This window comes from Roseibacillus ishigakijimensis, from assembly GCF_016595415.1.
GTDB lineage: Bacteria > Verrucomicrobiota > Verrucomicrobiia > Verrucomicrobiales > Akkermansiaceae > Roseibacillus > Roseibacillus ishigakijimensis.
In genome coordinates this window covers 34,655-57,421 of the sequence record NZ_JAENIO010000018.1, presented here as the reverse complement: position 1 = coordinate 57,421, position 22,767 = coordinate 34,655, and the positions used below count along the sequence as shown (strand labels likewise).

At 60.5% G+C, this 22,767-nt stretch carries 19 protein-coding genes; 8 read left to right on the top strand and 11 right to left on the bottom strand.

The window, feature by feature from the left end:
• Positions 1-15: 15 nt before the first annotated feature.
• From JIN78_RS08765 to JIN78_RS08750, 4 genes are all read right to left on the bottom strand, one after another.
• Positions 16-759, bottom strand: a complete 744-nt coding sequence (locus tag JIN78_RS08765) for a DUF3450 family protein (RefSeq protein ID WP_200391583.1) — start codon at positions 757-759, stop codon at positions 16-18.
• 21 nt (positions 760-780) lie between these two features.
• Positions 781-1,473 carry a Fe2+-dependent dioxygenase gene (locus JIN78_RS08760; protein ID WP_200391582.1) on the bottom strand — a complete coding sequence of 231 codons (693 nt, stop codon included), beginning with the start codon at positions 1,471-1,473 and terminating at the stop codon, positions 781-783.
• Positions 1,474-1,557: 84 nt separating this feature from the next.
• Complete coding sequence (locus tag JIN78_RS08755; protein WP_200391581.1) at positions 1,558-3,711, bottom strand: TonB-dependent receptor; 2,154 nt, start codon at positions 3,709-3,711, stop codon at positions 1,558-1,560.
• Positions 3,708-4,778, bottom strand: coding sequence for an alpha-hydroxy acid oxidase (locus JIN78_RS08750; RefSeq protein ID WP_200391580.1), 1,071 nt, complete (start codon positions 4,776-4,778; stop codon positions 3,708-3,710). Before JIN78_RS08750 ends, JIN78_RS08755 begins: the two co-directional genes overlap by 4 nt.
• A gap of 134 nt (positions 4,779-4,912) precedes the next feature.
• On the opposite strand from JIN78_RS08750, the gene JIN78_RS08745 reads away from it, so the two are divergent.
• From JIN78_RS08745 to JIN78_RS08730, 4 genes are read left to right on the top strand one after another with little or no spacing between them, the layout of a single operon-like run.
• Complete coding sequence (locus JIN78_RS08745; RefSeq protein ID WP_377173805.1) at positions 4,913-5,581, top strand: PepSY-associated TM helix domain-containing protein; 669 nt, start codon at positions 4,913-4,915, stop codon at positions 5,579-5,581.
• An 11-nt stretch (positions 5,582-5,592) separates the two neighbouring features.
• Positions 5,593-6,111: a DUF2271 domain-containing protein gene (locus JIN78_RS08740; RefSeq protein WP_200391578.1), complete on the top strand. Its 519-nt coding sequence runs from the start codon at positions 5,593-5,595 to the stop codon at positions 6,109-6,111.
• Positions 6,112-6,119: 8 nt separating this feature from the next.
• A complete protein-coding gene (locus tag JIN78_RS08735; RefSeq protein ID WP_200391577.1) occupies positions 6,120-6,941 on the top strand; it encodes a DUF4198 domain-containing protein in 822 nt (273 codons plus the stop codon).
• 12 nt (positions 6,942-6,953) lie between these two features.
• Positions 6,954-7,952 (top strand): FAD:protein FMN transferase, encoded by a 999-nt coding sequence (locus JIN78_RS08730; RefSeq protein WP_200391576.1) that lies wholly within the window; start codon positions 6,954-6,956, stop codon positions 7,950-7,952.
• On the opposite strand, the gene JIN78_RS08725 is transcribed toward JIN78_RS08730, so the two are convergent.
• From JIN78_RS08725 to JIN78_RS08705, 5 genes are all read right to left on the bottom strand, one after another.
• Positions 7,953-9,392 (bottom strand): DUF1501 domain-containing protein, encoded by a 1,440-nt coding sequence (locus JIN78_RS08725; protein WP_200391575.1) that lies wholly within the window; start codon positions 9,390-9,392, stop codon positions 7,953-7,955.
• Between the two features lie 23 nt (positions 9,393-9,415).
• Positions 9,416-12,370 (bottom strand): DUF1553 domain-containing protein, encoded by a 2,955-nt coding sequence (locus JIN78_RS08720; protein ID WP_200391574.1) that lies wholly within the window; start codon positions 12,368-12,370, stop codon positions 9,416-9,418.
• 217 nt (positions 12,371-12,587) lie between these two features.
• Positions 12,588-15,122 (bottom strand): leucine--tRNA ligase, encoded by a 2,535-nt coding sequence (gene leuS / locus JIN78_RS08715; RefSeq protein WP_200391573.1) that lies wholly within the window; start codon positions 15,120-15,122, stop codon positions 12,588-12,590.
• Positions 15,123-15,262: 140 nt separating this feature from the next.
• Positions 15,263-16,351, bottom strand: a complete 1,089-nt coding sequence (locus tag JIN78_RS08710; RefSeq protein WP_200391572.1) for a hypothetical protein — start codon at positions 16,349-16,351, stop codon at positions 15,263-15,265.
• Positions 16,352-16,546: 195 nt separating this feature from the next.
• Positions 16,547-16,987, bottom strand: coding sequence for a thioredoxin family protein (locus tag JIN78_RS08705; RefSeq protein WP_200391571.1), 441 nt, complete (start codon positions 16,985-16,987; stop codon positions 16,547-16,549).
• A gap of 67 nt (positions 16,988-17,054) precedes the next feature.
• On the opposite strand from JIN78_RS08705, the gene rdgB reads away from it, so the two are divergent.
• On the top strand, positions 17,055-17,675 hold the full coding sequence (gene rdgB / locus JIN78_RS08700) for an RdgB/HAM1 family non-canonical purine NTP pyrophosphatase (RefSeq protein WP_200391570.1): 621 nt from the start codon (positions 17,055-17,057) through the stop codon (positions 17,673-17,675).
• Positions 17,676-17,723: 48 nt separating this feature from the next.
• On the top strand, positions 17,724-18,221 hold the full coding sequence (locus JIN78_RS08695) for an NlpC/P60 family protein (RefSeq protein WP_200391569.1): 498 nt from the start codon (positions 17,724-17,726) through the stop codon (positions 18,219-18,221).
• A 25-nt stretch (positions 18,222-18,246) separates the two neighbouring features.
• On the opposite strand, the gene JIN78_RS08690 is transcribed toward JIN78_RS08695, so the two are convergent.
• Positions 18,247-20,847: a protein kinase domain-containing protein gene (locus JIN78_RS08690; RefSeq protein WP_200391568.1), complete on the bottom strand. Its 2,601-nt coding sequence runs from the start codon at positions 20,845-20,847 to the stop codon at positions 18,247-18,249.
• A 162-nt stretch (positions 20,848-21,009) separates the two neighbouring features.
• On the opposite strand from JIN78_RS08690, the gene JIN78_RS08685 reads away from it, so the two are divergent.
• On the top strand, positions 21,010-21,381 hold the full coding sequence (locus tag JIN78_RS08685) for a globin domain-containing protein (protein WP_234037887.1): 372 nt from the start codon (positions 21,010-21,012) through the stop codon (positions 21,379-21,381).
• A 75-nt stretch (positions 21,382-21,456) separates the two neighbouring features.
• A complete protein-coding gene (locus JIN78_RS08680) occupies positions 21,457-21,936 on the top strand; it encodes a plastocyanin/azurin family copper-binding protein (RefSeq protein WP_200391566.1) in 480 nt (159 codons plus the stop codon).
• Between the two features lie 60 nt (positions 21,937-21,996).
• Here the strand turns inward: JIN78_RS08680 and JIN78_RS08675 are convergent, their stop codons facing one another.
• Positions 21,997-22,755, bottom strand: a complete 759-nt coding sequence (locus JIN78_RS08675) for a class I SAM-dependent methyltransferase (protein ID WP_200391565.1) — start codon at positions 22,753-22,755, stop codon at positions 21,997-21,999.
• Positions 22,756-22,767: the final 12 nt, after the last annotated feature.

Genomic DNA, 22,767 nt, shown 5'->3' with positions numbered 1-22,767 from the left:
GGCGAGGTCGGGAAACTAGCGTTGGAGAGGGAGTTCGATCAGGGCGGAGGGCACTTGCTTTTCTTGAATGAGAAAGGCCTTTTCCAAGGTGTTGGCGAGCTTGTCATTTTCGCGGAAGACCCAGCCTTCGTCGCCGGGGGTGGCGCTACCGGCTCGTTTGCCTGCCAGGAAAAAGCCCCGGCTCAAGCCGAGATACATGACCTTCGCGCGCAGGTCCTCACCTTTGAGGCTGATGAGGTGTTCTTCGAAGACATAGCTGCGGTTGAAACGGCCTGCTTCCTGAAGAATTTTCACTATCGCGCGCATTGTCTCGTCGAGGGTCTCGTTATTCACCTCGCGCTCGAGGATAAAGGCGTCGTCTTCCAGCTGCTTTTGCAAGGGCTGGGGAAAGCGGGCGAAGAGCGCGACCACGCGGGGCTGGAGGCGAGCGAGAAATTGAATGGCTTCGCGGCGGGCTTGTTCGGAGGCGGCGATGCGGGCTTTCAAGTTTTCCGCTTCCTCATCCACAGTGGGAGCATTCTTTCCCGCTTGAGCCAGCTCTTCGTCGAGCAGGGCGAGCTCGTCTTCGTAGAGGGCGAGGAGTTGGGCGGTGTGGGCCTGTTCCGCCTTCCAGTCGGCGGCTTCTTGAGCAATGAGTCGCTCGGTCTTCAGCCATTGGGCGACGAGATCCTCGGGCGTGACCTCGTCATCTTGAGCTGACAGCCCGGGGACCAGCGCGAGCGGAGCAGCGCAGAGAAGGGAAAGAAAAAGGTGCTTCATAGGTAGGAAAAAGGGAAGGAGTTACACCTCCGCCCATTGGCGAATGAGGTTGTGATAGATGCCGGTGAGCTTGACGCTGCTGGCCGAGACTTGCTCGTTTTGGGGCGCGGCCATGGCCAGTTCTTGAATGGAGGAATCGAGATCGAAGAGCAAGGATCGTTGCATGTCGTCGCGCACCATGCTTTGGATCCAGAAAAAGGAGGAAAGGCGCTCGCCCCGGGTCACGGGGGTGACGTGGTGCAGGCTGGTGGAGGGATAGAGAATGAGGTGGCCGGCCGGGAGCTTGACCTCTTGCGTGCCGTAGGTGTCCTCGATGTGGAGCACCCCGCCTTCGTAGCTTTCGGGCTCGGAGAAAAAGAGGGTCGCACTCAAATCGGTGCGGATGGGTTGGCCAGTCTGGGGAATGTGCCGGATGGCGTTGTCGACGTGGGTGCCGAAGGTGCCGCCGCCCGCGTATTTGTTGAACATGGGCGGGAGGATTTGCCGGGGAAGAGCGGCCGAGAGAAAGAGAGGGTTGCTCCCGAGAGCCTTGCGGATGTCGTCACCGAGTTGCTTGGCGAGGGGATCATGAACGTCGAGCTGCTCATTGCGCTTGGCTTTGGCCGCCTGGCCGCCAGCGGTCCTGGCACCATCGATCCAGTTCGCTTGCTCGAGGAGGGCGCGAATTTTCTTCACTCCTTCCGGGGGAAAGACGTCGGGAATTTGCAGAATCATGATTCGGAAAAAGGGTGGGAGGGAGAAAAGCCCCCGCCCTCGGAAATGTCGAGAGCAGGGGCAGGGGGGAGGGTAGTCGACAGACTAGAATTGGTAGCTCACCGACATGGTCGCGGAAGGACCTTGACCGGGAACGAAGTGGCCGCCCCCGTCTTTCTCGATGTATTCCTCGTCAAAGACGTTGTAGGCGTTCAGCTGCATGGTGATATCGTCGGTGAAGGCGTAGCTGGCTCCGAGGTCGACAGTCCAGTAGTCACCGAATTCCTTGGCTCCATTTTCGATCGTGCCCACGTAGCGGGCACCGGCCGAGAGGGAGAGCTTTTCGGTGACATCGTAAGTGGTCCAGACTGAGAAGCTGTGCTCGGGGGTGTCCTCGAGAGCTTGTCCTTCTTCGTCGACTTCGAGGGACTCGGTGATTTCAGAGTCCATGAAGGCGTAGCCTGCGTAGGCACTCCACTGGTCGGTGATGTTTCCGGTCAAGCCGAGCTCGACACCCTGCACCACGTGTTCGCCAGCGAGGCGAGGGTCGCCGGTGAAGGGATCATTGGAAATGGCATTGGTCTTCTCGGTGCGGAACAGAGCGGCCGTGGCGGTGAGGCGATTGTCGAGGAGATTCCACTTGGTGCCCAGTTCGTAGCTGATGCTTTCCTCCGGGTCCAAATCCTCGGAGTCGGCGTTGAGCGAGAGCCCTTCAATGGAAGGCTTGATGGAAGAACCGACTGCAAAATAGATGTTTCCATTTTCTGTCGGCTTGTAGTTGATGGCTCCCCGCCAGCTCCAGACGTTGTCAGTGCGGGAGTAGTCGAAGGCACCTGCACCCCGTCCGGAGAGAACTTCGCCGGAGTAATCAGATTCGATGTGATCATAGCGGACGCCGCCGGAGAGGGACCACTGGCTATTCAGGTCGATGGTGTCGTAGAGGAAGATGCCGAAGGTCTCCACTTCGCCAATCGTTTCACCGTTGAAGGTGTAATTGGTGGCGTATCTTTCGTGGGGATTGGGATCGAAGAGATCGGTATCGGGAGCGGCTCCGGAATTCGATTCCACGAGGCGGTTGCGGTCTTCGCGCTCAAAGGTGAAATCAACCCCCGCAACGAGGGCGTGTTGCATGCCAAAGAGGTCAAAAGAGTAGTTCACGTCGAGCGCGGTGGCCCAGACTTCGTTTACTTGATTGCGGGCCTTGACGTCGTTGCGGCGCACGGTCTCGCCAGCCACCCGGTTGCGCGGCGAGGTGTGGGAGGACTCGCGGTCCACCCGGCCATAGCGGGAGATGCTGCGCAGGGTCAGGTCTTCGTGGACGTGATAAGTGAACTCGGCAGTGAAGATGTCGGTCTGGGTGTCGTCGTAGTCGCGGAAGAGGAGGCCATACCAGTTGCCGGAAGAGACGCCTTCGGGCCACTGGCTGTTGATCCACGGGAGACCGAAGTCCGGCACGTTGTTCTGCTGCAAGTGCATGTAGCTGAAGACGGCCTCGAAATCGGTATCGATGCCGAAGGCGATTGAAGGGGCGATGCCCCAGCGGTCATTCTCCACGTGGTCCCGCCCGGGCACGTCGGAGTCCTGCCCCATCAAGTTCAGGCGGAAGGCGCTGTTGGCGGCGAAGGGTTGGTTGTAGTCCAGGGTGCCGCGGTAGTAGCTCTCGGTGCCGATGGTGGCGGAGAGGGAGCCCCCTTGTTCCAAGTGAGGAGTTTTGGTGGAAAGGTTCACCGAGCCGCCAGTGGATCCGCGGCCGGTATCGGTGGAGCCGGGGCCTTTGGAGACCTCGACTTGTTCGTAGTTGAAGGAGTCGCGCACGTAGCCACCGAGGTCGCGGATGCCATCGACAAGATAGTCGTTGCGGGCATCGAAGCCGCGGATGTAGAGCTGGTCGCCGGCAGGTGCGCCGCCTTCGCCCGCAGTCAGGGAGATGCCGGGCACGTTGCGCAGAGCATCCTCAATGGTGTCCGCGTTCTGCTGCTTGATGAGCTCTTGCGGGATGACCGAGATGGTCTTGGGAATTTCCACCAAGGGTTGGTTGTAGCGGGGGGAGGAGAGTTGCTGGGGCTGGAGCGTGTCATTGGCGGCTTCCTCTTCGGAAACCACAGTGGAGGCACCCAGATCAACGGGCGTTTCCTGTCCGTTGGCTCCGGGAGCCATCAGCATGGCGCCCGCCAGGCTGGAGGCCATCACCTGGTGGGTGCGGCGGTTGGAGGCGTGGCGCAAGGAGGATGGCAGTTCTTTGTCTTTGTGTGTGCTCATGAGTGCTTGTTTGGAAAAATGGAGGAAGGCAGTCCCCCGCTCAAAAGGAGGGCGACTTCGAATTCGTGCTGGAGAAGTTTCAGGACATGGACCACGCCCGCCGCCCCGGCGACGGAAAGACCATGGAGAATGGGGCGGCCCAGAAGCACGGCATCGGCCCCCAGGGCCAGTGCTTGCCAGACATCGGTGCCGCGTCGGAGGCCGCCGTCGACGAGGACTTTCGCGCGTCCGGCCACCCGGGTGACAATGTTGGCAAGGGCTTCGCGGGTGCTGATCACTTGATCGAGAGTGCGTCCGCCGTGGTTGGAGACAATGAGGCCGTCCACCCCGAGGGACAGGGCTTGCTCGGCATCGTCAGGATGGAGAATGCCTTTGAGCAAAAGGGGAAGGTTGGTCAGGGACTTCAGCCAGGCCACATGCTCCCAGGTGGGCAAGCTTTGGCGAAAGCCGGCGTCCATCGCCGAGGTCGGGATGGCCGCCGCACGACCTTGCGGCAAGTTCACCGCCGAGATTCCCGGAGGGAGTTGGAAGTTGGCCCGCTGTTCGTCATTGCGGATGCCATTGACGGGAGCATCAACGGTCAGAACGAGAGCCTCGTAGCCAGCGGCCTCGATCCGATGCACCAGTTCTTGGGCGAAAGCACGGTCTTCGGGCAAGTAGAGTTGGAACCAGCGGGAACCCTCCGGAGCGGCTTGCGCAATGCTTTCCAGAGGACGGCTGGCCTGGGCACTGACCACGTAGGGCACTTTGGCCAGGCTCGCGGCTTGCGCGGTGGCGAGCTCCCCATCCTGATGAAAGAGCTGGTGATAGGCTGTGGGGCCAATGAGAAGGGGGCTGCTCAACTCGCGTCCGAAGAGCTCGCTCCGAAAAGAGGCGATTTCCTGCGCTCGAAGCACGCGGGGCACAATTTTTTCCTGCTGCCAGGCCGTCCGGTTTGCCTGCACGGTCTGGCCGTCGGCTGCCCCTCCATTCAGATAGGCGGCAACCCCGGCGGACAGGCGCCCGCTCGCCATCCGCTCATAGTCGATGAGCGAGACGGCGTCGGAGGGGATTGCGGTGAAGTCCATGGCGGTCGGCTGGGCGCGTCATAGTGAGAGTGAGTCTCAATAGCAATAAAAATTGACAAAAACCTCGCGATGTCTTTTGGTCTTCGCCGTCGCAACGCCATCCCGTGTCCTCTCCTTCCACCAAACCAGCTCCGATAGATTCCGCGCCCACGCCGGTCACCTCCTCGGTCCGTCCGCCTCGGCCCAAGAAAAAAAAGAAGCTGAAGACCATCTTCACCAAGCAGTTCTATCTCTGGCACTGGGTCAGTAGTGCGGTTTGTCTGGCTTCCATGCTTCTCTTCGCGGTGACCGGGATCACTCTCAATCACGCGGAGGACATCAAGGTGAAGCCCAAGGTCACTAATGAGAAGCTGGAGCTGAGCGAGTCTCAATTAGCCAGCTTGGCGGGGCTGGAGTATGAGGAAAACACCCCCTTGCCCAAGGAACTGGCCAAGGATCTTTCCAAAAAGCTGGGCACGCCCGTGGCAGGTAAGGAAGCCGAGTGGTCGGAGTATGAAATCTATCTCACCCTGGCTCGACCCGGTCAGGACGCCTGGTTGCTCATCGATCGCGAAACGGGCGAGGTGGAGTATGAAAAGACCTATCGCGGCACGGTTTCCTTTCTCAATGACCTCCACCAGGGGCGTAATACCGGCACCGCCTGGTCTTGGTATCTCGATATTTTCTCGGTGGCTTGCGTGATCTTTACCCTCACCGGACTGGCCCTCCTCTGGGTCCATTGCAAGCGACGTCCTTCCACCTGGCCCCTTGTTGCGGGTGGGGTCGTTCTGCCCATCGTGCTCATCCTGTTCTTCATCCACTGATTCTCTTTCTCATGAAAAAAACATTCCTCCTCTCTCTCTCCGGGATGGCCGTTTCCCTTGCCGGGGACTACGAACTGGTCATCGAGATTCCATCTCTCGACGTGTCCGAGTATCACCGGCCCTACGTGGCCGCTTGGATCGAAGACGACGGGCGTGACCACGTGATGGACGTGGCCCTCTGGTATGATGTGGCCATGAAAAATGGCAGCGGTGAAAAGTGGCTCAAAGACATCCGCAAGTGGTGGCGGGTCTCGGGCCGCGCGCTCGAATTCCCCGTGGAGGGCTTCAGCGGTCCGACCCAGCCCCCGGGCACCCATTCGGTGGCGCTCAAGGATTATCTCGCCAAGCTGCCTGCCGCTCCGGATAAAGTTTACAAGCTTTACGTAGAGGCCTCCCGCGAAGTCGGCGGCCGCGAAATGCTGGCCATTCCCTTCAGTTGGGATGGCGAAACCCTGACCGTGCAATCGGACGAGCCCGTGGTGGGCAAAAACGAACTCGGCCCCATCTCCCTGCAACCCTCCCAATCCTAATTCAACCAATGAAAAGCACTATCAAAACTGTCGTTCTAGGCACCGCACTCCTCAGCGTGTCCGTTTCCTCTCTCTTCGCGCACCGCGCGTGGATTCTCCCCTCCACATCGGTTCTTTCCGGAGACAGCCCCTGGGTCTCCTTCGATGCCGCCATCTCCAATGATCTCTTTTTCCCTAATCACCATGCCATGGGCACCGAGTCCATCAAGGTGATCAGCCCCTCGGGCGCGGAAGTGGAGAAGCAGTTTGAGAATGACGGTCACATCCGTTCTTCCTTTGAAATCCAGTTGGAGGAGAAAGGCACTTACCTCATCAATCGCGACCGTCTTGGTTACTTCGCTTCTTGGGAAGAAGAGGGGGAAGCCAAGCGCTGGCGGGGTGACCTCGAGGAGTTCAAGGCCGAAGGTCTTGCTGAGAAAGAAGGGATCGAGCTCACCGAATCCTCCTCCAAGACCGTGACCTACGTCACCAATGGCGCGCCCGACACCAAAGCGCTGGAGCCCACTGGCAAAGGGTTGGAAATCAAGTTCACCGACAGTCACCCGAACGATCTCTTCACCGGAGAAGAAGCCACTTTCACTTTTGTTCTCGATGGCAAGCCCGTCGAGGGAGTGGAAGTCTTCGTGCAAAAGGGCAATGATCGCTTCCGCGATTCCCCCAATCCCATCGAAGGGCTGACCACCAGCGAAGGAACCTTTTCCTTCACCGTTGAGGAAGCCGGCCGCTACTGGCTGACCGCGAGCATTTCCGCCGAGGCGGGCGAAAAAGAGGGCGTGCCCTTCAAGCAGCGCGCTTCCTACACCGCGACCTTCGAGGTCCTTCCCCTCTAAACTCGAATCCTTGTGAAAACAGAGCCCCGGGTCGTGATTCCGCGTGATCTGGATCCGGGGTTTCTCGCTGCGAGAGCCGGAGACCCCGGCTCTCTTTCCGTTCTGGAGGGCGAGACCATGGGCACCTATTGGAAGCTCCATTTTCTCCGTCCTCCCGGCTGTGCGCGGCGGCAAGTGCTTCAATGGGTCGAGGCCGATTTCGCTCTCGTGGTGCGGCAGATGAGCCATTATGCGGCGGATTCCGAGCTCACTCTTTTCAATCAGGCTCCGGCCGGGGAGTGGAGGCCGCTTTCGCCAGAGTTTTTTCACGTGCTGCGAGAGGCCCTCGCTTTCGCCGCGGAGACCGAGGGGCGCTACGATCCCAGTGTGGGTCAGCTCGTGCGTCGTTGCGGCTTTGGTCCTGATTTGTTTTTGGCAGAAAGGGAGACATCCTCTCCCGGATGGTCGGCTATTGAGCTGGATGAAACCGGGCAAAGGGCCCGGCATCAGGGGGCGTGCTGCCTAGATCTCTCTTCCATTGCCAAGGGCTATGCCCTCGACCGGGTGGGCGGGCACTTGGAGCGCGAGGGCATCTTCAACTATCTCTTGGAAGTCGGGGGGGAATTTCGTGGCAGTGGAATCAAGCCCGGAGGCCTTCCTTGGTGGGTTGACCTCGATCCCCTGAGTGGCGGGCCCTCGGGTCTGCCTCCCACGCGCGTCGCTCTGTGCGGGCTTTCGCTCGCGACTTCCGGCACCGCCGTGCAATCCCGGAAGGAAGGCGGAAAGCGGCAGCATCATCTCATCGATCCGTTGCGCGGGGAGAGCGCGCACTCCAGTCTCCGTGCAGTTTCCGTGCTGGCTCCCACCTGTCTCGCTGCCGATGCTTGGGCCACCGCCCTTTTTGTGCTCGGTCCAGAGGAAGGGCTGGCCAAGGCCCGGGAGCGTGCCCTCGCCGCCACCTTCGTGGCTTGCGAGGGAGAGGGCTACCGCGAGTTCGCCAGCCCGGCTTTCGAGGACCTCTTGACGGACTGATCAGGCCAAGATGGGCTCCACCACCTTGCCGTGAACGTCGGTCAGGCGGAAGCGCCGTCCCTGGAACTTGTAGGTCAGCGCCGTGTGGTCGATGCCCATGAGGTGGAGAATGGTGGCCTGCAGGTCGTGCACGTGGGTGGCATCGATGGTGTAGTGATGCTTGGTGGGGGAGATGGGCACGCCGTCGGCATTGACGATATTGTAGCCGTAATCGTCGGTCTGGCCAAAGGAGGTGCCTCCCTTGATGCCGCCCCCGGCCAGCCACATGGAAAAGCAGCGGGGGTGGTGATCGCGACCGAATTGGTCGCCGTTGAGCTTGCCCTGCGAGTAGTTGGTGCGGCCGAATTCTCCGCCCCAGACGACGAGGGTGTCCTCCAGCAAACCGCGTTGCTTGAGGTCCTTGACCAGGGCGGCGGAGCCCCGGTCGGTCTCCTGGCACTGCTTCATGATGCCGCCCTTCAGTCCGCCATGCTGGTCCCAGCCCTGGTGGTAAAGCTGAATGAACTTAACGCCGCGTTCGGCCAGGCGACGGGCCATCAGGCAGTTGGCCGCATAGGTGCCGGCGTCGCGGGCCTCTTCGCCATAGAGCTTGAAGGTGGATTCCGGCTCATCGGACAAATTGGCGACATCCGGGACGCTGGACTGCATGTTGAAGGCCATCTCATATTGCTGGATGCGATCGAGAATGGCCTGTTCCTCCGCCATGGCGTGCTGGTGTTGGTGCAGCTCGGCCAGGCGGTCGAGCATCTGTCGGCGGGCCTTTGGCGAAACCCCTTCGGGATTGGTGAGGTAGAGGACGGGGTCTTTCCCCGAGCGAAAGCGAATGCCCTGATACTCGGAGGGCAGAAAACCCGATCCCCAGAGCCGTGAGACGAGGGGCTGGCCGCTCTTGTTTTTGGTCACCAGCACCACAAAGGCGGGCAAATCCTTGTTGGAAGTGCCGAGTCCATACTGCATCCAGGCTCCCATCGAGGGGCGTCCCGCCAGCTGGGAACCGGTTTGCAGGAAGGTGACCCCGGGGCCGTGGTTGATGGCCTCGGTATACATGTTTTTCACCACGCAGATGTCGTCCGCGATTTCCGACGTGTGGGGGAGAATCTCTGAAAACCATTGGCCGGATTGGCCGTGTTGCATGAACTCAAAGGGGGAGCCCGCCAGGGGAATGGAGGACTGGTTGCCGGACATCCCGGTCAGCCGTTGGCCTCCTCGCACCGAGTCGGGCAACTGCTCGCCGTGCATTTTGTTGAGCAAGGGCTTGGGGTCGAGGAGATCGACTTGGGACGGGCCGCCGGACTGGAAAAGGAAAATCACCCGCTTGGCCTTGGCCACGAGGTGGGGCAGAGGCGCGGGCGTGCTTTCCGCATGCAGAAGGGAGTTCAGCGCCAGGGTGCCGAATCCCATCGTGGTGGTGCGCAGGAGGTCGCGTCGGTTGAGAATCATGTCGGTGCTTTTCTACGAGAAGGTTAGGATTTGATGTTCACTTCGTGCAGGTTCAGGAGAGCCTGCGTGAGGGCGGTGAGGGCGGCCAACTCGGGGCTGGCTGCTTTCACCTCGCTTTGTCCGGTCTGCAAAAAGGTCTTGCCCTCTTCGGGATGACTCTGGAAGTGCGCGAGCTGTTCGTCGTAGAGCTGGCGCAGGATGCGCTGCTCTTCGGCGTCGGGCTGGCGCGCGGTCAGAATGAGGTAGAGGCTCTGGATGACGGCAGTGAGGTCTCTGCTCTTGGCCAGTTCCTTCTCCGCCAACACACGGGCCGCTTCCACAAACTGGGTGCCATTGAGCAGGACGAGAGCTTGCAGGGGGGTGGAATTGACATCTCGCTTGGGCATGCAGACCTCGCGCTTGGTGGCATTGAAGGCCAGCATGGCGGGCGAGGGTGCGGTCCGCTTCCAGTAGGTGTAGAGCGAGCGCCGGTAGACGCCCTCGCCTCGATCCGGGTCGGAGGGCTTGAAGGCTTCAGAGAGGTCATAGGGCTTCACCGGAGGGCCTCCTTCTTTCTCTACCAACAAACCGGCGGTATAGAGGGCCTGGTCTCGAATCATCTCCGCTGAAAGGCGGTGGCGCGGGCCCCGGGCCAAGAGCTGGTTCTCGGGGTCGCGCTCCGCCATCTCGGGAGTGGCCAGCGATTGCTGTTGATAGACCCGCGAGGAGACGATTTCCTTGAGCAGCGCTTTCACGTCCCACCCCCCGGCGATGAAGCGGGCGGAGAGTTCGTCAAGGAGCTCCTGGTGCTCGGGGCGCTCACCTTGAATCCCGAAATCTTCCGCCGTGCCCACCAGCCCGCGGCCAAAGAGGCTTTGCCAAAAGCGGTTGACGGTGACCCGTGCAGTCAGGGGATTGTCGGGATGGGTCGTCCAGCGCGCCAGATCGAGGCGATTGAGCTGACGGGCGTGCTCATTGCTGGGCGCGAGATTGAGCTCGGGTAAAAAGTGTGGAAAGGCCGCGTCGACCGGTTCGCCGCGATTGCTGTATTCGCCACGGTCCAGAATGTAGGCTTGCTTGGGCTCGGGCGTTTCCCGCATGACCATGATCTCGGGGATCCCGGCGATGAAGCGGTTCAACTCCGCGCGCGCCTGCTGCAGATCCGCCAGCGCGGCCTGGTAAGTCTCTTCCCGCTGGAGCCGGGTCGCCGGGTCGGCGGGCAAGGCCTTGGCTTCATGCAGAGCGGTGATCTCTTGCGCGCTCAATTCCCGATTGAACACGCGGAATTCGTCCACCAGTCCTTGCTTGAAACCCCGGTCGCGCATGCGTTCCCCGAGGCGGATGTGGGGATTGCCACCACCCTTGATGGGGCGGGTGAGCTCATCGCGCACCACTTCGGCTTCCACCTTTTTCCCATCGAGAAAAATGGAGAGTCCCGCCGCAGTGGACGAGCCATCATTGCTCACCGCGAGGTGATACCAGCGCCCGGGTTCGAGGGCCTCTTTGCTTTTGATGGAGATGGCATTGCCGGGCCAAAAGTGAATGAGCGACCACTGCACCTGATTGTCGAGGAGGAGGAGTTCGTAGCCTCGCGAGGCGGCATCGGTCCACGCCTTGGAGCGGGAAAAGACGACCGCGCGTTCCTTCACATCGGGGGTCTGCACCCAGGTCGAGATGGTGAAGGGTTGCTCGCGGGCGAAGTCGCCCACGTCGGTCTCGATAGCATCGTCTCCGGTCAACTGCGCAGCCTGGCCAAACTTGCCAGCTACCGAGGAATTCGGGCCCACCGACGCAGGATCATCAAAGCTGAGGTGCAGCTGCTGGCCGGGGAGATCGGCTGGATCGAGGGTCTCGTCGGACGCCGCCATCTCCTGCTGGGCGAGGTGCTGCACCTTGCGCGCGGCGGCAGCCACCTTTTTCTCCAGCTCCACCTGCTTCGCTTTGTCCGCTTCGTCCATCAGGGGCATGGCCGGAGTGGGCGTGGCCTCGGGATTGAAATAAGAGTAAAGGCCTGCTTCGTCGATGTCGTCGAAAAAGGCAAAGAGCGAGTAGTAGTCCCTGGCGGTGATGGGATCGTATTTGTGATCGTGGCAGCGGGCGCATTCCATGGTCAGCCCGAGAAAAGTGGTGCCGTAGGTCTGGAGCCGGTCCGCGATGTATTCCACCCGGAATTCTTCCGGAATGGAGCCGCCCTCCACCTTCTGCTGGTGTAGACGGGAGAAGGCCGTGGCCAGGCGGGTCTCGTCGTTGGCATCGGGCAAAAGATCCCCTGCCAGTTGCTCGTGGATGAAACGGTCGAAGGGCTTGTTCTCGTTGAGCGAGCGAATGACGTAATCGCGGTAGGGCCAGACCCGGTTGTCCTTATCGACCTGAAAGCCGTAGGAATCGGCGTAGCGGGCGACATCCAGCCAAGGGGTGGCGAAGCGTTCGCCAAAGCGCGGACTGGCCAGCAGGCGATCGATGGTTTCCTCAATCTTCTCCGGGGAAAAAGCAGCCACTTCCTCCGGGGTGGGAGGCAGGCCCGTCAAATCGAGGGTCAAACGACGCAACAAAACGTGGGGCTCGGCGGGGGGGAGGAGAGTGAGATTCTCTTCCTCCAAGCGAGTCGACACAATCTCGTCGATCGAACGGCCCGTGGGCTCGGGGAGCGAGGTGAAGGACCAGTGCTCGGTGTATTCCGCGCCTTCCGCTATCCAGTCCTGCAAGAGCTGCTTTTGCTCGGGGGAAAGAGTCCGGTGCGAGTCCGGGGGCGGCATGATGTCGTCCTTGTCGGTCGTCAGAATGCGGGCGACGAGGTCGGATTTTTCGGGATGCCCCGGCACAATGGCTCCGGCCTCAATCGCAGCCTCGCGCTTGTCGAGACGAAGCTCGGCTGCCCGATGCTCGGGGTCGGTGCCATGGCAGAAATAGCAGTTTTCCGAGAGCAGAGGCTGGATATCGCGACCGAAGTCAATGGCTCCTTCGGCACTCAAAGCGCCGGGCAGGGCCAAACCGGTCATCCCGAGGGCCAGCGGACGTAAGCGGGGGCTAAAAAAAGATTGGGTGGAAAAACGCACGATGGACAGAGTTACCCAGTAATACGGGCTCCTCCATGTGATTTTTCCCCGTCTATTTTTGGTGGGGGTGTATTTTCTTGATTAAGAATAAGATGAAAGTAAGGTGTTCCGATTTCTGCGAAGGATTTGAGGAAAACGAAACACCTTGGCCGGGCTTAAATTAATTCGCTACGATATTGACCAGCTTGCCGGGCACGACGATGACCTTGCGGATCGTCTTGCCATCGGTGTGGGCCTGCACCTTGGGCTCGGCCAGCGCGGTGGCCTCGAGGTCGCCTTTGCTCATCTCGGCGGGGACCTGCAGCTTGGCGCGCAGCTTGCCATTCACCTGCACGATGATGGTGATTTCCGACTCCACCAAGAGCGCTTCGTCGTATTTCGGCCACGCTTGCTCGCTAAGCAATGCGGTTTGACCGAGCTGAGAGTTCAGCTCCTCGGTCAGGTGGGGGGCAAAGGGATTGAGGATGCGCAGGAAGTCGAGGAAGAGGTCTTGCGGCACGGCCTCGGCCTTGGTGTAGGCGTTCACGCATTCCATCATGGCCGAGATAGCGGTGTTGAAGCGGAGGGCTTCGATGTCTTCACCGACTTTCTTGATGGTGGCGTGGGTGATTTTCTGAAGGTCATCGGGTTTGGTGTCGACTGATACCTTTTCGCGCAAGCGCCAGACCTTGGCCAGGAAGCGGGAGACCCCCTCTACGCCCTTCATGGACCAGGGCTTCACCTGCTCGAGCGGCCCCATGAACATTTCGTAGAGACGCAGGCTGTCCGCGCCATAGCCTTCGATGACGTCGTCGGGATTGACCACGTTGCCGAGGGACTTGGACATCTTTTGCCCGTCCTCACCCATGATGAGGCCCTGGTTGACCAGTTTTTTGAAGGGCTCCTTGGTGCTCAGGTAGCCGAGGTCGTTGAGGACCTTGTGCCAGAAGCGGGCGTAGAGCAGGTGCAGCACGGCGTGCTCGGTGCCGCCGATGTAGAGGTCGACATGGGCATCTTCGCCACTCCAATACTGCTCCGCTTCTTTGGAAATGAAGGCCTCTTCGTTCTTGGGATCGCAGTAACGCAGGTAATACCAGCAGGACCCGGCCCACTGGGGCATGGTGTTGGTCTCGCGCTCGAATTGGTCGGAGTAGTTGATCCAGTCGGTGGCCTTCAGCAAAGGTCCGCGAGGATCGCCGGTGGGCTTGAAGTCCTCCATCTCGGGCTGCAGCAGGGGCAGTTCTTCCTCGGGGAGAGGGGCGTGTTCGCCGGTTTCCTTGTCCCAAAGGAGAGGGAAGGGCTCACCCCAGTAACGCTGACGGGAGAAAAGCCAGTCGCGCAGCTTGAAGTTCACGCGCCGTTTGCCTTTGCCTTCGGCCTCCAGCCAGTCGATCATCTTGGCCTTGGCCTCCGCAGTGGACAGGCCATCGAGGAAGCCGGAGTTGATAGCCGTGCCGGGAGCGGAGCTTGCTTCAGGGAGCTCCGGCGTCCCGCCGTCATTCCCCTTTGGATTCTCTGAGACGACCTGAATAATCGGGAGCTCGAATTTCTTCGCAAACTCGAAGTCCCGTTCGTCGTGCGCGGGCACGGCCATGATGGCGCCGGTGCCGTAACCCATCATTACGTAGTCGGCGATCCAGATGGGGATGGCTTCGCCGTTGACGGGATTGAGGGCGTAGCCTCCGGTGAAGACCCCGCTCTTGTCTTTGTTCAGGTCACCGCGCTCGAGATCGGATTTGCTGGCGCAGGCCGCTTGGTAGGCTGCGACGGCCTCCTTTTGCTCGGGAGTGGTGATTTTTGCCACCAAGGGATGCTCGGGGGCGAGGACCATGTAGGTGGCTCCGAACAAAGTGTCGGGACGGGTGGTGAAAACGGTGATGGTTTCCGCTTCGAGGTCGGAAACTTCAAAGTCGACTTCGGCTCCCTCACTGCGGCCAATCCAGTTGGTCTGCAGGGCTTTGATGGAGTCGGGCCAATCGAGGGGCTCGAGCTCGTCGATGAGGCGTTGGGCGTATTTGGTGATGCGCAGCATCCATTGGCGCAGGGGGCGGCGCTCGACGGTCTCGCCCTTGGCCTTCCATTCCTCGACTTCTTCGTTGGCGAGGACGGTGCCCATGCTGGGGGACCAGTTGACGGGGGCTTCGTGGATGAAGGCCAGGCGCACCTCGTCGATTTGCTCGCGGGTCCAGCCTTTTTCCTCCAGCTCGCTCACCGGGCGGGCCTTCTGGCTTTCTTCGCAGAAATAGGATTTGTAGAGCTGCAGGAAGATCCACTGGGTCCACTTCACGTAGCCGGGGTCGGTGGTATTGACCTCGCGGTCCCAGTCGTAGGCGAAGCCGATGGCTTGCAGCTGGCGGCGGAAGTTGTCGACATTGGCCTCGGTGGTGACGCGGGGATGCTGGCCGGTCTTGATGGCATACTGCTCGGCGGGCAGGCCAAAGGCGTCCCAACCCATGGGGTGCAGGACGTTGAAGCCGTTCATGCGCTTGTAGCGGCCGATGATGTCGGTGGCGGTGTAGCCTTCGGGGTGGCCGACGTGGAGTCCCGCGCCGGAAGGGTAGGGAAACATGTCGAGGACGAAGTATTTTGGCTTGCTGGCATCGAAGCCCTCTTCGCCGGGACCAGGGGTGCGATAGGTCTTTTCGTCGGCCCAGCGCTTTTGCCAGCGGGGTTCGAATTCGTCGAAAGGAAAGGGTTTGGAACGTTCGTCAGACATGATTTCGCGGGGAACAAACCAGAAGAGGACAACCGGAGTCCAGCCTTATGAGCCTCAGGCGGCGGGATTCACCTTTTCCGGGCAAAAAAAAGCCGCCTCTCGACGGGAGAGAGGCGGCTTGGACCAAAAAACAATCAATCCTAAAAAATCTGGCGGCCGCGCTGGCGATTGTCATGGGAGGAGCGGTTGCTCCGGTTGTCGGCATTGCGGTTGCTGTTTTCGCGGCTGGGTCTGGCCTGTTGCTCGCGGCGATTCTCCTGACTGCGATTCGTCGGGCTCGGGCGTGCGGGCATTTGTCGTTCGCGGGAGGGGTTGGCTTGGGGGCGCACGGTGGGGGTCGGGCGGGAGCGCTCAATGACGCGGCGGCGCACTTCTTCCTGTTGGCGGCTGATGGCTTCCTTGCGGTAATCGTTGCGGTTTACACTGGACCGAGTGTGGAAGGTGGGCTCGCTCGCCGAGCGGCGGGGATAGCTTCGGGACGAGCTGGACCCCTCGCGGGTGAAGTCACGATTTTGGGAGCGGTAGCGGTCATCCGGCCGCGTCTGCTGCCCGGGTTGATTCCGGTGGTTGGGGAAGACGGGACTTTGCGTGCGGGTGGGGCGCTGATAGCGGTTGCGATCATCATCGCGGTCGCGGCGGGAGTGATTGCTCTCGGTGCGATGATTAACGTAGGGCAGGCGGTTGTGGACTTGCACGGGTTTGCCCGAGCGGTGGCCCGATGGGTAGGAGGGCTTGCTGTGGCGCTGGGGCAGGGAATCGTAGTAGCGCCCCCGCGAGGTGTCGTAGTAGCGATTGTTCTGCCGGTCAAAATAGCTGCGTCGATAGGGGTCGTAGGCCCAGCGGGAGTGGCTGGTATTCACAAAACCCTCCGAGGGACGGCGATAGCTGGTATGGAGGTGGGGCAGGTTGGTGGGACAGCGTAGGGCGGTGCCACGGCGATAGTGACTGGGATAATAGGGAGTGCTGTAGCGGCGGGGCAGGGTGCTGTAGTAGCGCCCCGAGCCGAGATTGTAGTATTTGCCCAGAGAATAGTCGTAGTAGGACCGGTAATAGGGATCATAACCCCAACGGGAATGGGAGGTGGAAATAATGCCTACGCTGGAGCCATAGCTGTTGTAGCCCCCGTAGCTACCGGTGCTGTAGGTGACCCCATATCCGGTCGGAGCGACACAGGAGGAGAGGAGGGGCAGCGCGAGGAGGGCTGCCAGAATTGGGAGGAACGCTTTCATGTCGGTGGGTATGACCCTTGGGGGACCGTCTTTTATTCAAGCCCATTTTCCCTTTGTTGACAAGTTCACAGCAGGCCTTCCCGGGAGAAAAAAGAAAACCCCGCCCGGTCTTGGCTAGACCGAGCGGGGCTTCTTACCATGAGGGTTCGGGGGGAATCCGAACCATTTACACACACACAACAATTACCGGGAAATTCATTCTTTAGCGGCCGCCTGCGCACTCTCGAGGTGGGCGAGAAACTTCTCCACCGAGGGGTGGGCCGAGGCGAAGAAGCGGTCGTATTCCTCACCACTAGAGTCAAACAAAATCACAGTCGGAAATCCTTCGATGGCGTATTTTTTTGCGTAGGGCATGTTCTTTTCCTTCAGCTTTTCGTCTCCATTGGGGAAGTCGAGCTCCACCAGGATGAAGTCTTCGCTAGCTTTGCTGAGAAACTCCTCTTTCGAAAAGACGTTCTTTTTCATCATGATGCAGGGCGGGCACCAGTCCGAACCGGTGAATTCCACCAACACGTCTTTGTCGCTCTTTTTGGCTTCCGAGAACGCTTTTTCCAAATCGGTGGTCCAGCCTTCTTTTTCTGCCAAGGCGAAGGCTGCGGTCAAAAGAAGAGTGAAGGTCGTCAAAATTGCTTTCATCCCCCCTAGGACGCCCGGCCCGGCGATTTTATTTCCCTAAAAAGGCATCTTTTGCTTTGTGAGGGTCATGACTGACCCGGCCTCACCCGATCAACGCCTCATCGTAGCCACCCGCAATCGCAAGAAGACCATCGAAATTCGTGAAATGCTGCGGGGTGTTTGCGAGGTGGTGGATGTGAACGAGCTGGAAGCGGAAGGCGTGGCTTTGCCCGAAGTGGAGGAGACGGGAAGCACATTTTCCGAGAATGCCACTCTGAAAGCGGTCGGCATCAGCCGGGAGGTTGCTGGATTGGTGCTGGCTGATGATTCGGGGCTGGAGGTTGATGGCCTCGGGGGAGAGCCCGGCGTGTGGTCGTCCAGCTACGGAGGGGAGGAAGGCAATCACCTGAAAAACAATGCCCGCTTGGAGCGGGAGCTGCCCCAGGTGCCGGAGGACCAGCGCAGCGGGCGCTTTCGTTGTGTGATGGTGCTGGCCCGGGAGGGGCAGGCTCTGGCGGAGTTCGCAGGGGCGGTGGAGGGGCGCTTGATCCCGACTCCCCGTGGTTCCGAAGGCTTTGGCTATGATCCCTACTTCATTCCCGAAGGGTATGAGAAGACCTTTGCGGAACTGGGCGGTGAGATTAAAAATAGCATGAGCCACCGGGGGCGCGCTCTGGCCCAGGTGGTGGACTGGATGCGGTCCTCCTGAGACATTTTTTCTGAATTTTGGCCGTCTTTTTGCGGTCGATAGGGTGTCATGCAGACTCTCTTTCGTTTCGCTCTTGTGGCTGGCCTTCTCTGGGCGTGGATCTCGGTGAGCCAGGCCGAAGGTTCCTCCCCACTGGTCACCCTTCTTCCTTCTGGCAAAGCCCAGGCTGCCGGGCATGCGCCTGAGATGGTCAAAAAGGCAGTCGCTGCCGGGAACAAGATTGTGGGCAAACCTTACAAGTGGGGGGGAGGACACGGGGTCTATGAGGATACCGGATATGATTGCTCCGGGGCCGCCAGCTTCCTCCTGCGGGAAATGGGGGTCATGAAGGGCGTGCGAGCTTCAAAGGGCTTTCTGACCTTCGGCGAGGCCGGGGAAGGGGAACATCTCACCATCTGGGTGCGAACCGGGCATGTCTTCATCACGGTTGCGGGTCTGCGCTTCGATACCCATGGCGAGGATGCCGCTGATGGACCGCATTGGACGGAGGAAAAGCGGGCCAAGGACAAGTTCCAGCCCCGTCGCCTGCAGCGCTCGTCCCGATGAAGGGAGGCGCTTGAGGCCCGCGCGGCTATTCTCCCAGAATGTGGGCGACGAAGCTTTCTCCGTCTGTGCCCGCTGCGGCCATTTCTTCCTCCAGGGTGGCCAAGCGGGAGTTCAGCCCCCGTTCGGTCAGTTTCTGGTGTTCGGCTTGTGCCCGCTTCAGGTAGGCAGCCCGGATGACATCGGCTTCCTGATGGAAGGAGGCCAGGTAGTCCTTCTGCTGCTGATGGTGGCGGTGGAGAATTTTCATCGCTTCCGCTGGCAAACCTGTCACTTCGGCGGGATCCGGGAGGTAGGGAGCTGCTTGGTCCAGGGTGGTTTGGTAGGCTTCATACCGCCCGGCCAGAGTGGTGGCCTCCTCCTTGGGAATATTGCGCAGCCATTGGCGGAGCGACATGCCTTGGGCTGTCACGTTGTCGGCGATGCGCTTGAGGTGGGCCCGGCGATTTTCCTGCAGCATCTCCACCGCTTTGCTTTTAAGCACGGTCATCTCGCTGGGAGCACTGGGTGCCAAGTCGTGGGCGGAGAGCCCTTCGGCATCCTTGGACCACTCGATGATGAATCCGCCCACCGGCTCTCCGGGATGCTCGTTTTGCCACCCCTCGGGAGTGACGAGGAGGCCGGCCAGCTCGGGATCTTCCTTGGGAAAGCCCTCTTTCCACTGGGCGAATTCCCAGGGTTCCCCAGTGAGCCATTGCCAGTTGCCTTCCCGATATTGTGCTCCCAGCCAGAGGTGAGAGAGCCCGGATTGGCTGGTGATTTGCCGCAGAAAGTTGCCTTCGATTTCGTCACTGGCTGCTGCCAGCGTGCCGCCCGCTTGCTCGGCCTGGGCCAGTGCCTCCGCGAGGGAAGTCGCTTGTGCCAGGATGAGGTAGCGCTTGCCGAGGGAAGAGACCGTGCCCGCGGGCCAGACTGGTTTGTTGCTTTCCAAGGTCTGTGCGATGGTCGCGAGCTCGGTGGCGCGCAGGGGCTCCTTGTCGCCTTCGTCCCATTGAATGAAGAAGGGTTGGGCTTCGGCGGGCTGGCGGGCCCACAAGACCGTGACCGCATTCACCATCAGGGCGGTGCCGGTGCTGGTGCGGGGCTTTTCGAGGCTGAAGGGAATTTCCTGGTCCTGCCAAGCCCAGTCATTGCGCGCAATGGCTCCTGCTCCCAGCCAGGAGTTTTTTCCGTCGGGGAGGTGGGACGAGAGCCAGCGCAGGTCGTCTTGGTTGGCGGCGATGGCCAGGTGTCCACCATGCTGCTCGGCGTAGTCAATGGCCTGATACCAGGAGAGGGGCTCTTCGACCAAGAAGTAGTGCGAGGCCCCGCGCTGGCGGGTCCCCTCAGGAAACTTGCTGTGATCGCCAGCGGCGAGGCGGTCCTTCAGTGCGGCCAGCTGTTCGGCAGGGGATAGCCCGGCCAAGGGATCGGGCTCTGCGGGAGCAGGGGCTTCTTCTTTCGCTACCGGAGGAGTGGTGATTGTGCCACCATTCAGGGAGCCATTGGGGTTGGCTTCGGCGCGCCGGGCCGCCTCTTTCTTGCGGGCTTCCAGCTTCTTGAGTTCCTCGTTTTTGGTTTTGTCTTTGGCGGTGAGGGTCTCCTTTTGCTTGAGCGCGGTCCACGCTCCGAAGATGGCCACGCAAAGGCCGATGATGATGAGCATATTCCGCAAGAGCACAAAGTCGGTCTGCGACTTCTTGCGGGGGGGAGTGCGCGGGGGAAGGGCCGCGGCCGGACCAGCCTGGGTGACCAGAGGGCGCGCGCCGCCAGTGGCGACTTTCACTGCTGCCGGGCTGGCCGAGGGGCTGCCGGTGGCTAATCGGCGCCGGGGGGCTGCCTTCATGGAGGCGAGCACGGAATGGAGATGCTCTGCCAGTTCGCGTGCGGTGGCGTGGCGGTAGGTCGGGTCGGGCTGAATTGCTTTGGCAATGATGGGGTCGATGCGGGGATCGCTCTGCACCACTCGGGAGGGGGCTTGATAGGGGTCCGTGGGGAGCTGGGTGGTGAGCAGTTCGTAGAGCATCACCCCAATGGCGTAGATGTCCGCCTTTTCGTCCGCCGCAGCCGGATTGGCCATCACCTCCGGCGAGGTGTAGCCCGGAGTGCCGAAGACCAAATCATCCCCCTCGGCCCGCTCCTCTTCCTCGGCGAGGCCAAAGTCACCCAGCTTGGGCTCTCCCTCGGCATTGAGCAAGACGTTGGCAGGCTTAATGTCGCGGTGCAGGATGCCGTGCTCGTGGGCATGGGCCAGCCCATCGGCGACCTTGGCGCAAATTTCCAGCGCCCGGTATTCATCAACCTGTGTGCCATAGGTGTCATGATACAGGGTTTTGCCCTCCACATACTCCATCACCAGATAGAGAAGGCCATCCACTTCTCCAAAGTCGAAGATGCCGACAAGATTGGGGTGGTTCAGCTTGGCCATGGCCTTGCCTTCGGCCACAAAGCGCAGGCGAAAGGATTCGCTGGTCCCGAACTCGCGGGGCAGCAGCTTGATGGCCACGGGCCGGTCCAGAGAAGTCTGCACCCCGCGGTAAACAGCCGCCATGCCGCCTTGGGCAAGAAAGGACAATTGGCTATAGGCGGGCAGCAATTGCTCCACTTCTTCCGCAGGCAGCACTTCGAATGTAGGATTGTCTTCAGACATGGATAAAGGGGGGAAGGTTTGGTAGGGAAGCGTCACCGCAAGGGGGACGTGTCCCTAGCCACGCTCACCCAAGCTAGATTTTCGTGATGAGGCAAGTCTTGAAAGTTTACGGGAAGAGGAGATGGTCTTTTGCAGGCGGGCTCATTCCGTCGATTTGAAATGATGGACGAAGAAAAAATTTGGCAGGAACTGGGGGCGGAGGGTTTCGATCGTCTCACCGCGGCTTTTTACCGCAGGATCCGCGCCGATCGCCTCATCGGGCCCATGTATCCTGACCATGATTGGGAGGGCTCGGAGCGTCGACTCGCCCTCTTCCTGCGCTTTCGCTTCGGACAAGATCCCACCTACCTGCAAGAGCGGGGGCACCCGCGTCTCCGCATGCGCCACATGCCTTTCCGCATCGGGGAGAGCGAGCGTGACCGCTGGCTGGAGCTGATGGCAGGTGCCCTTGAAGAAGAGAATGTTGCTCCCGACACGGCCGCTGCGATGATGACCTTCTTCGCTGGGGTGGCCGATTTCATGCGCAACCGCTGAGGAAAGGGCATTCCTTTGAATAATCTTTTGATTTCGCTCGTAGAATGGGCATCTTTCTCAAACATGAAAACACTGATGATTGCAACTGGAGTCGCTTTGGCGGCCCAAATGAGTGTGGTGGTCGCTGAAGAAGCCAAGGAAGCCGCTGCGGCGGAGGTCAAGGCCGCTGATCAGCAGGTGACTATCGCAGGCGACGACACCATGAAGTTCGATACTGCCGAGTTCACTGTGAAAGAGGGCGAAACAGTCGCTCTGACCTTCAAGAACGTGGGCAAACTTCCGAAAATTGCCATGGGGCACAACATCGTGATTCTGCAGCCGGGCACCGAGCCCATGTCCTTCGCGGCCGCCAGCATGGTGAACAAGGACACCACTGGTCTGCCCAAGGATGAGGCCCTTCTCGCGAAGGTGGTGGCCAGCACCAAAATGCTTGGCCCTGGTGAAGAGGCGTCCGTCACTTTCACTGCTCCCGCACCCGGCGAGTATCCTTACATCTGCTCCTTCCCCGGTCACGCTGCTCTGATGAAAGGCGTGATGAAGGTGGAAGCGAAGTAAGCTCTTGGACTAAAGGTTTTTCTCAGGCGGCCTGCGGGCCGCCTTTTTCGTGTCCGTCACTCAGGTGGCTTTGCGCGCGAGGTAAGTCGTTACCCCGGCGCTTTCTTCTCCGGCGTTCTCTTCTTGGGAAAAATCCTCCCAACGTTCTTCCACCGCGAAGCCCGCCGCATGGAGGAGGTTTTCCCAATCTTCTTCCGTGGCATAGCGGATCACTTGGCGCGATTCATAGCTGCGCTCCACCCCGGCACCCGCCCGCAGTTCATAGCGATGGGTGCGGGTCAGGATTTGTGCCGCGCGGTCCAGTTCATGTCTCGTCACAATGGCGGCCTCCTTGCCATCCGGAAGCGGCAGGCTGTGATCAGGGTAGAATTCCCCCTCCGGTAGTTCGCCCTCCAGCTCCAGCCAGGGGTAAAAGACGGAAAAATAGAGCCCGCCGCCCTCGGTGAGCAGTTCTTGCATCCGCAACATCGCAGCAATGGGGTCGGGCAACAGTTGCAAGGTAAAGGCCGGGAGGGCCAGGGCCTGGTAGCCCGAATCCAGAGGCAGGGTGAAGAGATCGGCGCAGTGGAGGGTGGGGGAAAGCCCTGCCGCCCGGGCTGCCTTTTCGCAGCGATCAATCATCTCCGGCGCGTTGTCCAGTCCCTCCAGTTCGTAGCCCTTGGCTAGCAGGGGGAGGAGCAATCGCCCCGAGCCGCAACCGATTTCCAGCGCTTTACCCGGATGTTTTTTGAGAAAAAACTCCATCAGAGGCAGTTCTGCCGCCGGCCCCTCCGCCTCCCAGAAGAGGTCATGCCATTCCGCTTCGAGTGATTGATACACCGCCGCAACCTG

Excerpts from the sequence above, each read along its gene's own strand:
- JIN78_RS08765 (WP_200391583.1), bottom strand. The coding sequence starts at position 759 with ATGAAGCACCTTTTTCTTTCCCTTCTCTGCGCTGCTCCGCTCGCGCTG.
- JIN78_RS08760 (WP_200391582.1), bottom strand. The coding sequence starts at position 1,473 with ATGATTCTGCAAATTCCCGACGTCTTTCCCCCGGAAGGAGTGAAGAAA.
- JIN78_RS08755 (WP_200391581.1), bottom strand. The coding sequence starts at position 3,711 with ATGAGCACACACAAAGACAAAGAACTGCCATCCTCCTTGCGCCACGCC.
- JIN78_RS08750 (WP_200391580.1), bottom strand. The coding sequence starts at position 4,778 with ATGGACTTCACCGCAATCCCCTCCGACGCCGTCTCGCTCATCGACTAT.
- JIN78_RS08740 (WP_200391578.1), top strand. The coding sequence starts at position 5,593 with ATGAAAAAAACATTCCTCCTCTCTCTCTCCGGGATGGCCGTTTCCCTT.
- JIN78_RS08735 (WP_200391577.1), top strand. The coding sequence starts at position 6,120 with ATGAAAAGCACTATCAAAACTGTCGTTCTAGGCACCGCACTCCTCAGC.
- JIN78_RS08725 (WP_200391575.1), bottom strand. The coding sequence starts at position 9,392 with ATGATTCTCAACCGACGCGACCTCCTGCGCACCACCACGATGGGATTC.
- JIN78_RS08720 (WP_200391574.1), bottom strand. The coding sequence starts at position 12,370 with ATGACCGGTTTGGCCCTGCCCGGCGCTTTGAGTGCCGAAGGAGCCATT.
- leuS (WP_200391573.1), bottom strand. The coding sequence starts at position 15,122 with ATGTCTGACGAACGTTCCAAACCCTTTCCTTTCGACGAATTCGAACCC.
- JIN78_RS08710 (WP_200391572.1), bottom strand. The coding sequence starts at position 16,351 with ATGAAAGCGTTCCTCCCAATTCTGGCAGCCCTCCTCGCGCTGCCCCTC.
- JIN78_RS08705 (WP_200391571.1), bottom strand. The coding sequence starts at position 16,987 with ATGAAAGCAATTTTGACGACCTTCACTCTTCTTTTGACCGCAGCCTTC.
- rdgB (WP_200391570.1), top strand. The coding sequence starts at position 17,055 with ATGACTGACCCGGCCTCACCCGATCAACGCCTCATCGTAGCCACCCGC.
- JIN78_RS08695 (WP_200391569.1), top strand. The coding sequence starts at position 17,724 with ATGCAGACTCTCTTTCGTTTCGCTCTTGTGGCTGGCCTTCTCTGGGCG.
- JIN78_RS08690 (WP_200391568.1), bottom strand. The coding sequence starts at position 20,847 with ATGTCTGAAGACAATCCTACATTCGAAGTGCTGCCTGCGGAAGAAGTG.
- JIN78_RS08685 (WP_234037887.1), top strand. The coding sequence starts at position 21,010 with ATGGACGAAGAAAAAATTTGGCAGGAACTGGGGGCGGAGGGTTTCGAT.
- JIN78_RS08680 (WP_200391566.1), top strand. The coding sequence starts at position 21,457 with ATGATTGCAACTGGAGTCGCTTTGGCGGCCCAAATGAGTGTGGTGGTC.